Annotated in this window: 18 protein-coding genes; all 18 read left to right on the forward strand. The window is 64.3% G+C overall.

The genetic code is table 11. The annotated features are described in order from the left end of the window. The first annotated feature begins 27 nt into the window (after nt 1–27). The 18 genes from sdhC to acpS all read left to right on the forward strand — a co-directional run bounded on the left by sdhC (nt 28) and on the right by acpS (nt 13,536). Nucleotides 28–423 carry a succinate dehydrogenase, cytochrome b556 subunit gene (gene sdhC, locus EKO19_RS22435; protein WP_129778740.1) on the forward strand — a complete coding sequence of 132 codons (396 nt, stop codon included), beginning with the start codon at nt 28–30 and terminating at the stop codon, nt 421–423. Continuing rightward, the gene (gene sdhD / locus EKO19_RS22440; RefSeq protein ID WP_129778741.1) at nt 420–806 is read left to right on the forward strand and encodes a succinate dehydrogenase, hydrophobic membrane anchor protein; all 387 of its coding nucleotides are present in this window, start codon (nt 420–422) and stop codon (nt 804–806) included. The genes sdhC and sdhD overlap by 4 nt, the downstream gene beginning before the upstream one ends. Then, entirely contained in the window at nt 803–2,587 is a 1,785-nt protein-coding gene (gene sdhA / locus EKO19_RS22445) for a succinate dehydrogenase flavoprotein subunit (protein WP_129778743.1), read from the forward strand. Before sdhD ends, sdhA begins: the two co-directional genes overlap by 4 nt. A 2-nt stretch (nt 2,588–2,589) precedes the next feature. After that, nucleotides 2,590–3,372 carry a succinate dehydrogenase iron-sulfur subunit gene (locus tag EKO19_RS22450; RefSeq protein ID WP_129778745.1) on the forward strand — a complete coding sequence of 261 codons (783 nt, stop codon included), beginning with the start codon at nt 2,590–2,592 and terminating at the stop codon, nt 3,370–3,372. Then, complete coding sequence (locus EKO19_RS22455; RefSeq protein WP_129778747.1) at nt 3,372–3,629, forward strand: FAD assembly factor SdhE; 258 nt, start codon at nt 3,372–3,374, stop codon at nt 3,627–3,629. Before EKO19_RS22450 ends, EKO19_RS22455 begins: the two co-directional genes overlap by 1 nt. 34 nt (nt 3,630–3,663) lie before the next feature. Next, nucleotides 3,664–4,038 carry a hypothetical protein gene (locus EKO19_RS22460; protein ID WP_157995396.1) on the forward strand — a complete coding sequence of 125 codons (375 nt, stop codon included), beginning with the start codon at nt 3,664–3,666 and terminating at the stop codon, nt 4,036–4,038. Between the two features lie 145 nt (nt 4,039–4,183). Beyond that, entirely contained in the window at nt 4,184–4,789 is a 606-nt protein-coding gene (gene rpoE, locus EKO19_RS22465; RefSeq protein ID WP_129778750.1) for an RNA polymerase sigma factor RpoE, read from the forward strand. 37 nt (nt 4,790–4,826) lie between these two features. Continuing rightward, a complete protein-coding gene (locus tag EKO19_RS22470) occupies nt 4,827–5,525 on the forward strand; it encodes a sigma-E factor negative regulatory protein (protein WP_129778752.1) in 699 nt (232 codons plus the stop codon). Beyond that, nucleotides 5,525–6,586, forward strand: a complete 1,062-nt coding sequence (locus tag EKO19_RS22475) for a MucB/RseB C-terminal domain-containing protein (RefSeq protein WP_129778754.1) — start codon at nt 5,525–5,527, stop codon at nt 6,584–6,586. Before EKO19_RS22470 ends, EKO19_RS22475 begins: the two co-directional genes overlap by 1 nt. Before the next feature lie 11 nt (nt 6,587–6,597). Further along, a complete protein-coding gene (locus EKO19_RS22480; protein ID WP_217705526.1) occupies nt 6,598–6,819 on the forward strand; it encodes a glutaredoxin family protein in 222 nt (73 codons plus the stop codon). Nucleotides 6,820–6,912: 93 nt separating this feature from the next. After that, nucleotides 6,913–8,715, forward strand: a complete 1,803-nt coding sequence (lepA, locus tag EKO19_RS22485; RefSeq protein ID WP_129778758.1) for a translation elongation factor 4 — start codon at nt 6,913–6,915, stop codon at nt 8,713–8,715. 11 nt (nt 8,716–8,726) lie between these two features. Next, nucleotides 8,727–9,527: a signal peptidase I gene (lepB, locus tag EKO19_RS22490; protein WP_129778760.1), complete on the forward strand. Its 801-nt coding sequence runs from the start codon at nt 8,727–8,729 to the stop codon at nt 9,525–9,527. A 59-nt stretch (nt 9,528–9,586) separates the two neighbouring features. Next, nucleotides 9,587–9,967: a DUF4845 domain-containing protein gene (locus EKO19_RS22495; protein WP_129778761.1), complete on the forward strand. Its 381-nt coding sequence runs from the start codon at nt 9,587–9,589 to the stop codon at nt 9,965–9,967. Nucleotides 9,968–9,973: 6 nt separating this feature from the next. After that, on the forward strand, nt 9,974–10,666 hold the full coding sequence (gene rnc / locus EKO19_RS22500; RefSeq protein WP_129778763.1) for a ribonuclease III: 693 nt from the start codon (nt 9,974–9,976) through the stop codon (nt 10,664–10,666). 42 nt (nt 10,667–10,708) lie between these two features. Continuing rightward, nucleotides 10,709–11,677 carry a GTPase Era gene (gene era / locus EKO19_RS22505; RefSeq protein WP_129778765.1) on the forward strand — a complete coding sequence of 323 codons (969 nt, stop codon included), beginning with the start codon at nt 10,709–10,711 and terminating at the stop codon, nt 11,675–11,677. Nucleotides 11,678–11,683: 6 nt separating this feature from the next. Continuing rightward, entirely contained in the window at nt 11,684–12,415 is a 732-nt protein-coding gene (recO, locus tag EKO19_RS22510) for a DNA repair protein RecO (RefSeq protein WP_129778767.1), read from the forward strand. 12 nt (nt 12,416–12,427) lie between these two features. Continuing rightward, nucleotides 12,428–13,156 carry a pyridoxine 5'-phosphate synthase gene (gene pdxJ / locus EKO19_RS22515; protein WP_129778768.1) on the forward strand — a complete coding sequence of 243 codons (729 nt, stop codon included), beginning with the start codon at nt 12,428–12,430 and terminating at the stop codon, nt 13,154–13,156. Further along, on the forward strand, nt 13,153–13,536 hold the full coding sequence (gene acpS, locus EKO19_RS22520; protein ID WP_129778770.1) for a holo-ACP synthase: 384 nt from the start codon (nt 13,153–13,155) through the stop codon (nt 13,534–13,536). Before pdxJ ends, acpS begins: the two co-directional genes overlap by 4 nt. Nucleotides 13,537–13,560 lie beyond the last annotated feature (24 nt).

A 13,560-nucleotide genomic window follows, 5' to 3' on the forward strand; every position in this document is an offset into this window, starting at 1 on the left:
GATTGCCCTCGGAGCAGGCTACCCCACATGAGCAATCCCAAGTTTGAGCGGCCGCTGTCGCCGTTCATGAATTATCGATGGCAGTACACCAATACGCTGTCGATCCTGCACCGGGTCACCGGCATCGCGCTCAGCGTCGGGCTGCTGTTGTTTGTTTATTGGCTGGTGTCGGCCGCCAACGGTCCGGAGGCCTATGCCTCGGCACAAGCGGTGTTCGCGCATCCGCTGACCATCGTTGCGCTGGTCGGTTTCTCGTTCGCGTTCTTCTATCACCTGTTGAACGGCGTGCGTCACCTGGTGTGGGACGCCGGCCATGGTTTCGAGAAGTCCACCGCTCGTACCAGCGGCTGGCTGGTGGCCATCGGCGCAGTCGTGCTCACCGCGATGCTTTGGTTCCTGCTGGTCCGCGGAGGTGCGGTATGAGTTTGCGCAGTCCGGTCGGACGAGTTCTGGGATTGGGAGCGGCCGGCGAGGGGGTCGGTCACTGGTGGACGCAGCGAGTCACGTCGGTGGCGCTGGTGCTGCTCGGCCTGTGGTTCGTGTTCGCGCTGATCGCTCTGCCCGATCGCAGCTATGAAACGGTCACCGCGTGGATGCACGCTCCGTTCAACGCCGTGATGTTGTCGCTGCTGGTGGGCACGGCGGTTTATCACTCGCAGCTGGGTGTCGAGGTGGTGGTCGAAGACTACGTCAGCGATCACGCCGCCAAGATCGTCACCTTGCTGGCTCTGAAGTTCATTCACATCGTCCTTGGCGCTCTCGGCATCTTCTCCGTGCTGCGCGTGGCATTCGGGAGCGCGGCATGAGCGCCTATCAATTCATCGATCACAATTACGACGTGGTCGTCGTCGGCGCCGGTGGCGCCGGCCTGCGCGCCACGTTCGGTCTGGCGCACTCCGGTTTGTCGGTTGCATGTATCACCAAGGTGTTTCCGACGCGCAGTCACACGGTCGCCGCGCAAGGTGGCATCAGCGCCGCGCTCGGCAACATGGGCGAGGACGACTGGCGCTGGCACATGTATGACACCGTGAAAGGCTCGGACTGGCTCGGTGACCAGGACGCGATCGAGTTCATGTGTAAGGAAGCGCCCGGTGCCGTGATCGAGCTGGAGCACTACGGTGTGCCGTTCTCACGGACCGACGACGGTCGCATTTATCAGCGTCCGTTCGGCGGCATGACCACGCACTACGGCAAGGGCACGGCTCAGCGCACTTGCGCGGCGGCGGATCGTACCGGTCACGCGATGCTGCATACGTTGTATCAGCAGGCGCTGCGCCACGAAGCGCAGTTCTTCATCGAATATTTCGCCGTCGACCTGATCATGGAGAACGGCGAGTGCCGCGGCGTCGTCGCCATCAACATGTCGGACGGCACGGTGCATCGTTTCCTCGGTCACCAGACGATTCTCGCGACCGGCGGTTATGGTCGCGCGTACTTCTCTTGCACGTCCGCTCACACTTGCACGGGCGACGGCGGCGGCATGGTGCTGCGCGCTGGCCTGCCGATGCAGGACATGGAGTTCGTGCAGTTCCATCCGACCGGCATCTACGGCGCCGGCTGTCTGATCACCGAAGGCGTGCGCGGCGAGGGTGGCATTCTGCGCAACTCGCAGGGTGAACGTTTCATGGAACGCTATGCGCCGAACGCCAAGGACCTCGCATCGCGCGACGTGGTCAGCCGTTCGATGACCATGGAGATTCGCGAGGGCCGCGGCGTCGGGGCTCACAAGGATCATATCTTCCTGCACCTCGAGCACCTCGGTGCCGAAGTGATTCACGAACGTCTGCCGGGCATCGCCGAGACCGCCAAGATCTTTGCCGGCGTCGATGTGACCAAGCAGCCGATCCCGGTGCTGCCGACGGTTCACTACAACATGGGCGGCATCCCGGCGAACTATCACGGCGAAGTGGTGACGATGAAGAACGGCAACCCCGACTCCGTGGTGCCGGGCTTGATGGCGGTGGGCGAGGCGGCGTGCGTGTCCGTGCACGGCGCGAATCGTCTCGGCTCCAACTCGCTGCTCGACCTGGTGGTGTTCGGCCGCGAAGCCGCGCGTCACGCCGCCGAGATCGTCAAGCCGAATACCAAACATCGGCCGCTGGCGAAGGATGCGGGCGAGCTCGCGATCAGCCGCATCGACAAGTTCCGGCACGCCAAGGGGGCGCTGAAGACCGCCGACATCCGCCTGAACATGCAGCGGACCATGCAGAATCACGCCGCCGTGTTCCGCACCTCCGAATCGCTCATCGAGGGCGTGCACAAGATGCAGGAAGTGTTCAAGTCGTTCGAGGAAGTGAACGTCAGCGACCGCGGCATGGTGTGGAACACCGACCTGATCGAAACGCTGGAGCTCGACAACCTGCGCAGCCAGGCGGTCGCGACCATCGTTTCCGCGGAGAACCGCAAGGAAAGCCGGGGAGCGCACGCTCACGAAGACTATCCGGAGCGCGACGACGTGAACTGGATGAAACACACCCTCTCGTGGGTGGATCCGCAGGGCAAGGTGTCGCTCGACTACCGGCCGGTGCACTTGAACACACTGACCAACGACGTCGAAGTCGTGCCGCCGAAGGCGAGGGTGTACTGATCATGGCGCAATTCCGTCTTCCCAAGAACTCGGTGGTCGGTGTCGGCAAGACCTACCCGGCGCCCTCGGGGGCCAAGGACGTGCGGTCGTTCCGCATCTACCGCTTCGATCCGGAGTCGGGCCAGAACCCGCGCTACGACACGTACGAAGTGGACATGGCGACGTGCGGCCCGATGGTGCTCGACGCGCTGATCAAGATCAAAAACGAGATCGACCCGACCCTGACGTTCCGTCGCTCCTGCCGCGAAGGCATCTGCGGTTCGTGCGCGATGAACATCGACGGCGTCAACACGCTGGCCTGCACGCGCGCCACCGAGGATGTGAAGGGCACGGTGAAGATTTTCCCGCTGCCGCACATGCCGGTGATCAAGGACCTCGTGCCGGATCTCACCAATTTCTACGCGCAGTACGCGTCGGTGAAGCCGTGGTTGCAGACTCGCACGCCGGCGCCGCCGGATCGCGAGCGTCTGCAGTCGAAGGAAGATCAGGAGAAGATCGATCGTCCGGCGGCGTGCATCCTGTGCGCGTGCTGTTCCACCTCGTGCCCGAGCTACTGGTGGAACGGCGATCGCTATCTCGGCCCGGCGGCATTGCTGGCGGCCTATCGCTGGATCGTGGATACCCGCGACGAGGCGACCGGTGAGCGCCTGGACGCGCTGGAGGATCCGTTCAAGCTGTATCGGTGCCATACCATCATGAACTGCACCGAGGCCTGTCCGAAGGACCTCAATCCGGCCAAGGCGATTGCCGAAATCAAGAAGAAGATGGCCGAGCGCAGACACTGATGAGCACCGCTCCAGCCGTAGGACAGCTCCGGTGGCGCTGCCGCCGGGGCATGCGCGAGTTGGATGTGCTGCTCGAACGCTATCTCCAGGAACGGTATCCTTCCGCCCCGGCTGCCGAACAACAGGCCTTCGTAGCATTGCTCGAGGCGCCAGACCCGCAGCTGTTCGCCTACGTAGTGCAACGAGAGGTCCCGGACGATCCGGATTGGGCGCATGTCATTGCCAAGCTTCGCAACCCCAACCCTGCTGACGATTGACGTACGGAGCCGCCGCTCCGAGCGTCGGCTCGGCATGCTCGCGTTCGGGGGCGTGGCCGCGGCCACTTATCTATTGTCGCTGCCTCTCGTGGCGGCCGTGCTCTTGTTCGTGACTGCGTCCGCCATCGTGATGGTCGGCTTGCAGTGGCAAGGATGGCTGGGCGGTGACGAGCGGCTGACGGCTGTCAGCTGGATGTCGGACGGCCGTTGGGTGCTGAGCAGCGCCAATCGGAAAAATATTCCCGCCACCTTGTCCGCCGGCACGCGCGTCGGCCGCCGCTGGCTGTGGCTTCGTTGGCACACCGGTCGGGGGCAGCGCTCGATGCTGCTGCTGACGGGGGACGCACTACCCGCAGAAATCCGTCGTTTGAGCGTGCGTTTGCGACTGGAATCGGTCCCGGCGACATGATTATTGATCCCGGTCACGCAATCGGTCAGCAAGTGTTCAGGAACACTTATGTCGCAGCGAACTTTCGCGCGGCTCATCAGTCTATGAGGGCAGTTGTAGCGTTGCCGACGAGCGCGCTTCCGCCAGCAGGGCCGGGAGCGGGCGCTTGACGACCGACCCGACCAATGCAACGGACGATACCGACCAGGAACTGGTCCGGCGGGTCCAGGCGGGCGACCAGACGGCGTTCAACCTGCTGGTGCTGAAATACCAGCATCGGGTGTTGAAGCTGGTGGGCCGCTTCGTCAACGACCAGGCCGAGGCCGAGGACGTCGCCCAGGAGGCGTTCCTCAAGGCGTATCGGGCGTTGGCATCGTTTCGTGGCGATAGCGCGTTCTATACATGGCTGTATCGGATCGCGATCAACACCGCCAAGAACGCGCTGGTGTCGCAACGCCGCCGGCCGGTGGACTTCGATCTGGATCTGCAGGATCCGGAGCAGTACGACCGGCATGCGAAATTGAAGGAAGTGGACACTCCCGAAGGAGTGCTGCTGACGGATGAGATTCGCGCCGTGGTCGAGGAGGCCATGGAGCAACTGCCCGAAGACCTGCGCACCGCCATCGTGCTGCGCGAGTTGGAAGGATTGTCGTACGAGGAGATCGCCGAAGCGATGGATTGTCCGGTGGGTACGGTGCGGTCCCGGATTTTCCGGGCGCGCGAGGCCATCGACAAGAAGCTGAAGCCCTTGCTCGACGGACCTGTGGACTGAGCCGTTCGAAGTCGATTTGAGTTATCGTGGTGACAGCATGACGGATGCTCTGAACGAACAGCTTTCTGCCTGCCTGGACGGCGAATTGCCGCCGGCGGAGCTCGACCTGCTGTTGAAGCGGGTGGGGCGGGAAGCTGAGCTGCGTGCCGCCATCGGCCGCTACTCGCTGATCGGCGAGGCGATGCGGGCCGAACGCCCGGCGGTCGCTTCCCGCGATTTCGCCAGCAAGGTGATGGCCGCGGTGGCCGCCGAGCCGGCCGAGGCTCAGACCCAGGCGCCGATCGCTCGACCGGCTGCCGCTCCCGCACCGGCCGTTGCGCGCACTTCCAGGATTTCTCCCGCCGCGATTCGTTTCCTGCGTCCCGCGGCCGGCATGGCCATCGCCGCCGGTGTCGCGGCCGTCGCCGTGCTCACGATGCAGCCGATGGGGCAGCCGGATGTCATGCCGGTGAATGCGCCGCTGGTCGCGGCCAATACGCCTGCTGCCAATGAGGCGACCGTCACCAGCGATACAGCGTCGAGCTACGTGGTGCCGACCTCGACCACTCAGTCCGCGTTCATTCCGGCGACCCGTCTGACCAACTACGTGGTCGCGCACAGCGAATATTCCTCGCCGCTCGGCCGTCGCTCGGTGCTGAGCGGAGTGCTGGCCGAGGACGCGGAGGCCGAAGCCCTCGAGTCCGGCGAAGCCGAAGTGAAGATTTCCGTTGGCGACGACGGCTCCACGGAACGTTGATGGCCTCTCTGCGCGCCACTGGTCTGATCGCCGCACTGCTCGCCGTGGCGTCCGCGGCGAATGCCGGGGATCGTGAAGCCCGTGAATGGCTGGAGCGCATGTCCGAGGCGCTCGCGACCCGCAATTACGAAGGCCGTTTCTTCCACATGCGCGATTCGCGCCGCGAGTCGATGCGGATCTATCACCGCGTCGACAAGGGCAAGGTGACCGAGCGCCTGGTGGCACTCGACGGCAGCGGCCGCGAGATCATTCGCAATCAGACCGAAGTGGTGTGTTATCTGCCGGACCGTCGCACGGTGCTGGTCGAGAAGCGCACTGACGACAATACATTGCTTGCCGCGGTGCCGGCGTACAACGAGGAGCTCGAGGCTCACTACAACATCGAGCGCGGGCCGTTCACGAAGGCGTTGGGCCGTCGCACTCAAGTGATCAACGTCACGCCGCGCGATCAATTCCGTTATGGCTATCGCCTGTGGCTGGATGACGAGACGGCCATGCCGCTGAAGTCGCAGCTGTGCGATCGCGACGGCAACGTCATCGAACAGATCCTGTTCGCGGAATTGAACTTCCGCGACCGCATTCCCGCCGACAGCCTCAAGCCATCCGTTTCCGGCGAAGGTTTTCGCTGGATCCGACAGGACGTGCAGCCGCAGCTGGCTGCGGGTCAGGTCGCAGGGTGGGGCGTGATTCGCCTGCCCGCGGGCTTCCGGCTGACGGCGTGGCGCATTCAATTGATCGCCGGCTCCAAGGTCCCGGTCCAGCACTTGGTGTATTCGGACGGGCTGGCGTCGGTCTCAGTCTTCATCGAGCCGACTGATCCGCAGGCTGCGCCCTTGAGCGGGCTGGCCAAAGTGGGAGCCGCCTTTGCCTTCTCGCGCGCGATGGATGGCCACCAGGTCACCGCTGTAGGCGAAGTACCGCCAGCCACACTGGAGGCGATTGCCGCCGGCGTGACCAAGGATGAAGCTGCCCGGAGCGGTCCCACGCCCGCGACGCCGGTGCCGCCGGCAGCCTCGCAGCCCAACCACCATCCCGCCGGGCCGCCGCCTCCTCAGCAATGACGACTTGGACGGTGCTGAGCCGCGCCGAATGCAGCCTGTGCGACCAGTTGCTGGCCGAGCTGGCCGGGGAGCTGAGCCCCGAAGAGGCCGCCACCGTCCAGGTGGTGGACGTCGACAGCGACCCCGAACTGGTCCGTAAATACGGTCACCGCGTGCCAGTTCTGCTGGCCGACGACGACTTCGTCTGCGACTACCGCCTGGACCGGGCGCGGGTCCGGGCCATCGCCGGGTAGCCGGCCGCGCAATACGCCCGACGCCGGGCGCCAACCCCGCTATAATCCGCCGCCGCTGGCCAGTCCCCGGCCAGCAATTACAAGCCCTTGCAGATGAAGCTGATCCGCAACTTCTCGATCATTGCCCATATCGATCACGGCAAGTCCACGCTCGCCGACCGCTTCATCCAGTTGACCGGCGGTCTGGAACAGCGCGAGATGGAGGCGCAGGTGCTCGACTCCATGGACCTGGAGCGGGAGCGCGGCATCACCATCAAGGCGCAGAGCGTGTCGCTGCGCTACAAGGCCCGCGACGGTCAGACGTATCAGCTCAACATGATCGATACGCCGGGCCACGTGGACTTCTCCTACGAAGTGTCCCGCTCGCTGGCCGCCTGCGAAGGCGCGCTGCTGGTCGTGGATGCGGCCCAGGGCGTCGAGGCGCAGAGTGTCGCGAACTGCTACACGGCCCTCGAGCAGGGCCTGGAAGTGGTGCCGGTATTGAACAAGATCGACCTGCCCTCGGCCGAGCCCGACCGGGTCATCAAGGAGATCGAGGAGATCATCGGTATCGAGGCCGGGGACGCGGTCCGCGTCAGTGCCAAGACCGGTGAGAACGTGCCCGAGCTGCTGGAGCAGTTGATCGCGCGCATTCCGGCGCCGAAGGGCGATCCGGACGGGCCGCTGCAGGCGTTGATCATCGACTCGTGGTTCGACAATTACGTCGGCGTGGTGTCGCTGGTGCGCGTGATGAACGGCTCGCTGCGCATGGGGCAGAAGATCCGCATGTGGTCGACGGGCCGCGCCCACACGGTCGACAAGCTCGGCCGCTTCACGCCCAAATCCAAGCCGACCGAGACGCTCGAGACCGGCGAAGTCGGCTTCGTCATCGCCGGCATCAAGGAGATCAACGGCGCGCCGGTGGGCGACACCATCACGCTCGACAATCGTCCCGCCAGCGAGCCGCTGGCCGGTTTCAAACAGGTGCAGCCCCGCGTGTTCGCGGGCCTGTTCCCGGTACAGTCCGACGATTACGAAAACTTCAGGGACGCGCTCGCCAAGCTCAAGCTTAATGACTCGGCCCTGCACTACGAGCCGGAAGTCTCGAGCGCGCTCGGCTTCGGATTCCGCATCGGCTTCCTGGGCCTGTTGCACATGGACATCGTGCAGGAGCGATTGGAACGTGAATACAACCTGGACCTCATCACCAGCGCGCCCACGGTGGTGTACGAGATCCAGAAGACCGACGGCACCACGGTCAACGTCGACAATCCGTCGAAGCTGCCGCCGAGCAATGAGATCGAGGACCTGCGTGAGCCCATCATCACGGCAAACATCCTGCTGCCGCCGGAGTACGTCGGCGCGGTGATCACATTGTGCACGGAGAAGCGCGGCCGCCAGACCAAGATGCTGTACGTCGGCAATCAGGTCTCACTGCAGTACGAAATGCCGATGGCCGAAGTGGTGCTGGATTTCTTCGATCGCCTGAAGTCGGTGAGCCGCGGCTACGCGTCGTTCGATTATGAATTCAACCGTTTCGAGAGCGCGCCGCTGGTGAAGCTGGACGTGCTGATCAACGGCGATCGCGTCGACGCGCTGTCCTTGATCGTGCACAAGGACAACGCGTATCAGCGCGGCCGCGAGCTGGTCGATAAGATGCAGGAGCTGATTCCCCGGCAGCAGTTCGAGATCGCGGTGCAAGCGGCGATCGGCAGTCACGTGGTCGCGCGCGCGACCGTGAAGGCGCTGCGCAAGAACGTTCTGGCCAAGTGCTACGGCGGCGACATCTCGCGCAAGCGCAAGCTGCTGGAGAAGCAGAAAGAAGGCAAGAAGCGGATGAAGCAGGTGGGCTCGGTCGAGATCCCGCAGGAGGCGTTCCTCGCCGTTCTGCAGGTGGGCAAGGCCAAGAAAGAATAAACGGACAAAGCATGATCTTCGACTTCTCTTTCATTCTGGTCGCGGCGACGTTGCTGACCGGCCTGATCTGGGGCATCGATTCGGTGGCCTTCAAACCGCAGCGGGTGGCCGCGGCCGGCGCCAAGGGCATCGCGCCCGACAACATTCGCGAGCCGCTGGTGGTCGAGTACGCACGCTCGTTCTTCCCGGTCATCCTGATCGTGCTGGTGATCCGCTCGTTCCTGTTCGAGCCGTTCCGCATTCCTTCCGATTCGATGATGCCGACGCTGCTCGACGGCGACTTCATCTTCGTCAACAAGTTCTCCTACGGCCTGCGACTGCCGGTGGTCAATTCCAAGATCGTCTCGATCGGCGATCCGCAGCGCGGCGACGTGATCGTGTTCCGGCTGCCGAAGGATCCGGCCACCAACTACATCAAGCGGCTGGTCGGCCTGCCGGGCGATCACATCGTGGTGCGCGGGCAGAATCTCTATATCAACGGCGAGCGCGTGCCGGTCGACTTCAACGGCACCTACACCGGCCCGGGCGAGCGTGGCGAGACGCTGGGCACCGAGCATCTGGGCAACGTCGACCACCATGTGCTGTACATCCCGAGCCGGATGGACGGCGAGGGCCGCGACTACGACCAGGTGGTGCCGGCCGGGCACTACTTCTTCATGGGCGACAACCGGGACAACAGCAAGGACAGCCGCTTTTTCGAAGTCGGCTTCGTGCCCGAGCGCAACCTGGTGGGCAAGGCGGTCCGGATCTGGCTCAACTGGGACCTGCCGAACGCGCCAATTTGGGACCGGATCGGCGCTCCAATCCGCTGATTGGAGTATCTTGCGCGCCATGCTGGCCTGTATTCGGCCTGTTTAGCGGAGTTCGGAGCATGCGTTCTCGTCAGCGTGGCGCTACGGCCCTCGGTATCCTGACCATCGTCGCCATCGTGGGCTTCGGCCTCTATGCCGTGGTGAGGCTGGTACCCCTGTATATGGAGTACCTGGCGGTGGTCCGCGCGCTGGAGCAGACCGCCAAGGACGACCCGGGCGGCAACCCGCAGAGCCTGCGCACCTCGCTGAGTCGGCGCTGGACGGTCGAAGACATCAACAGCATCGATTACAAGGACATCGAGATCAAGCGCCAGGGCAACGGCTTTACCATGCGGGCCTGGTATCGCGCCGAGGCGCCGTTTATCTCCAACATCTCGCTGGTCGTCGACTTCGACAAAACTGTCGCCGTGGGCTCTGGAGCCACGGTGCCGGGGACCTGATCCGCATTGAAGACCGCTCGCGAATGGCTGCGTGACAAGCTTGGCTACGAGTGCCGCGACCCGGCTCTGCTCGAGTCCGCGCTCACTCATCGCAGCGCCGGCGGTTCGCACAACGAACGGCTGGAGTTCCTGGGCGACGCGGTGCTCAACTGCGTGGTCGCCAAGCTCGTGTTCCATGAATTCGCCAGTGCCGACGAAGGCGACCTGTCCCGGTTCCGCGCCAGCCTGGTGAGCGGCGAAGCGCTGGCCGTGATCGCCGCCGAGATCGATCTCGGCAGTCAATTGCGACTGGGCTCGGGCGAGCTGAAGTCCGGCGGTTTCCGACGCAAATCCATTCTGGCCGATGCCCTGGAGGCGCTGTTCGGCGCCGTTTATCTCGACGGCGGCTTCGACGCCGCGGCCGGGGTGATCGAGCGGCTGTTCGTGCCGCGGCTGGACCGGCTGCCGAGCGCGGCCGAGCTGAAAGATCCCAAGACGCGTCTGCAGGAGGCGTTGCAGGCACGCGGATTGCCCTTGCCTTCATACGCAGTCGAATCCATCTCCGGCGAGGCGCACAATCAAGTTTTCCAGGTGCGCTGCTCGGTCAGCTCGCTGGGCCTGAAAGTCTCGGCGAGCGGTGCCAGCCGTCGCCGCGCGGAGCAGGCCGCCGCGCAACTGTTGTTGGCTGCATTTAACGAGAGCCAGGGAGTCTCCTCCTGAGGAGCCCGGTTCTGATGACCTTTGGATTGATGAGTAAGCGCCATGCACGAAGATCCCCCTGAGCTCGACGACAGCGACGACGGCGACGATGAGTTCGAAGCCGTGACGGGCGCCAGCGTCCCGCCGAACTATCGCTGCGGTTTTGCCGCCATCGTGGGCCGGCCCAACGTCGGCAAGTCGACGCTGCTGAACGCGATGCTCCATCGCAAGGTGAGCATCGTCAGCCCCAAGCCGCAGACCACGCGTCATCGCATCCTGGGCATCCTGACTCGTGCCGAGGACCAGATCATTTTCGTCGACACGCCCGGCATTCATTCCGGCGCGCGTCGTGCCATGAACCGTCACATGAACCGCGCCGCGCTGTCGTCGCTGGCGGATGCCGACATCAATCTGTTCGTGGTCGAGTCGTTGAGCTGGAGCGAAGAGGACCAGCGCGTGCTCGAGGCGCTGAAGCAGCAGAAGCGTCCCATCATTCTGGTGCTCAGCAAGGTCGACAAGGTGCAGCCGCGCGAGCGCATGCTGCCGTTCATCCAGGAGATGAACCGGCGCGCCGAGTTCGTCGAGGTGGTGCCGCTGTCGGCGCAGAAGGGCAGCAATCTGGATGAGCTGCCGTCGATCATCGCCAAGCACTTGCCGCTCGGGCCGCCGCATTTCCCGCCGGATCAGGTCACCGATCGCAGCCCGGAATTCCAGGCCGCCGAGATCGTGCGCGAGAAACTCACATTGCGCCTGCGGCAGGAACTGCCGTACGGCCTGACCGTCGCGCTCGAGCAGTTCAAGGAAGAAGACGGCCGGCTGCTGGTCAACGCCGTCATCTGGGTCGAACGCACCGGCCAGAAAGCCATCGTCATCGGTCAGGGCGGCGCGCAGCTGAAGGAAGTGGGGCGCTCGGCGCGCATCGAGATGTCCAATCTGTTCGGCCAGCCCGTGCACCTGGAGCTGTGGGTGAAGGTCAAGGAGAACTGGTCGGACAACGAGATGGCGCTGAAGCAGCTGGGCTACGAAATGTAAGCCGCCGTGAGCGACGCTCGCCGCATCCAGTTACAACCTGCTTACGTGCTGCATCACCGGCCGTATCGAGATACGAGCCGGATTCTCGAGTTGTTCACCAGAGATCACGGGCGCGTCTCGGTCTTCGCCCGTGGCGCGCGCGGCGGCACCAAAGCCGGCGCGTCGCTGCTGCCCATTTTGCAGCCTTTCAATCGTCTGCTCGTTTCCTGGAGCGGCAAGGGCGAGGCGGGCCAGCTCACCGGCGCCGAGTTCGATGGCGCGATGACGCCGTTGCCGGCGGACCGGCTGGTCCACGGCTTCTACTTGAACGAGCTACTGCTGAAGCTGTTCGCGCGTCACGACAGCCATCCCGACGTGTTCGCTCTGTATGCCCAGACCATGGAACAGTTGAAGCGCGAGGACGCGATCCGTCCCTTGCGTCTGTTCGAAAAACGCCTGCTCGACGCCATCGGCTACGGTCTCGCTCTGGAGCGCGATGCCCACGACGGCTCGGAGCTGGATCCGGGGGCGACCTATCATTACCGGATCGAGCAGGGGCCGGTGCGTGTCGAAGGCGTCGATGAGAATGCCGTGGTTTATTCAGGCGCAATGCTGCTGTCCCTGGCGCGCGAGGAGTTGTCCGACGCGACGGTGTGCGCCGAGGCCCGCCGCCTGTTGCGGGCGGCTCTGGATCGCTGCCTGGATGGCCGCGAGCTGCGCACGCGACAAGTCATGCTGGCATTGAGAAAGGGAAAATGACAGCATTCTCAAATGCTTCACCTCGGTGTAAATGTCGATCACGTGGCCACGCTGCGTCAGGCGCGCGGCACTACCTATCCTGATCCGTTGTTCGCGGCGTTGATCGCCGAACAGGCCGGCGCGGACAGCATCACCATCCATCTGCGCGAAGACCGTCGGCATATCCAGGACCGCGATGTCCGCATGTGCAAGGACGCGCTGCAGACGCGGCTGAACCTGGAAATGGCGACCACCGACGAGATGGTCCGCATCGCCCTGGAAGTGCGGCCCCCGGATGTGTGCCTGGTGCCGGAGAAGCGCACCGAAGTCACGACCGAAGGCGGTCTGGACGTGCTCGGCCAGCTGGATTCGTTGAAGAAGGTCTGCGCACGGCTGGGCGACGCGGGCATTCGAGTTTCGTTGTTCATCGATCCGGAGCCCGCGCAACTGGAAGCCGCCGTGCGCGTCGGCGCACCGGTCGTCGAGCTGCACACCGGTGCCTATGCGGAAGCGAACCCGAAGCATCAGGCGAAAGAGCTCAACCGCATCGAGGTCGCTGCCCGCTACGGCGCCAAGCTCGGGCTGACCGTGCATGCGGGGCACGGCTTGCACTATCACAACGTGCATCCCATCGCCGCCATTCCCGAGATCGTCGAGTTGAACATCGGACACGCCATCGTCGCGCACGCCGTGATTCACGGCATGGCGCCGGCGGTCTCGGAGATGAAACGCCTGATGCTGCAGGCCCGAGCCGGGCGGTGATCTTCGGCATCGGCACGGACATCGTGCAGATCCAGCGCATCGAGCGGCTGCACGAGAAGTTCGGCGAGCGCTTTGTCGAACGACTGCTGATGCCCGCCGAAGCCGATGCGTATCGCGCACAGAGCCGTCACGACCGTTTTCTCGCCATGCGTTTCGCCGCCAAGGAAGCCATCGTCAAAGCCATGGGCACCGGCTTCCGGCACGGCCTGTGGATCCGCGATGTGGGCGTGGCCGCCAACGAGTACGGCCGGCCCGGCATCATCTGGTCCGAGCGCGGCCAGCGGATGCGTGAGCAGCTCGGCATCGGCGAGGGTCACATCACGCTCACCGACGAAGCGGGCCTGGTGGTCGCGGTCGCCGTGTTGATGCGTCGGATTTAAATTCACTCAGCGCAGCCGAGGCGC

This window comes from Peristeroidobacter soli (assembly GCF_004138485.1).
GTDB classification, from domain to species: Bacteria; Pseudomonadota; Gammaproteobacteria; order Steroidobacterales; family Steroidobacteraceae; genus Steroidobacter; species Steroidobacter soli.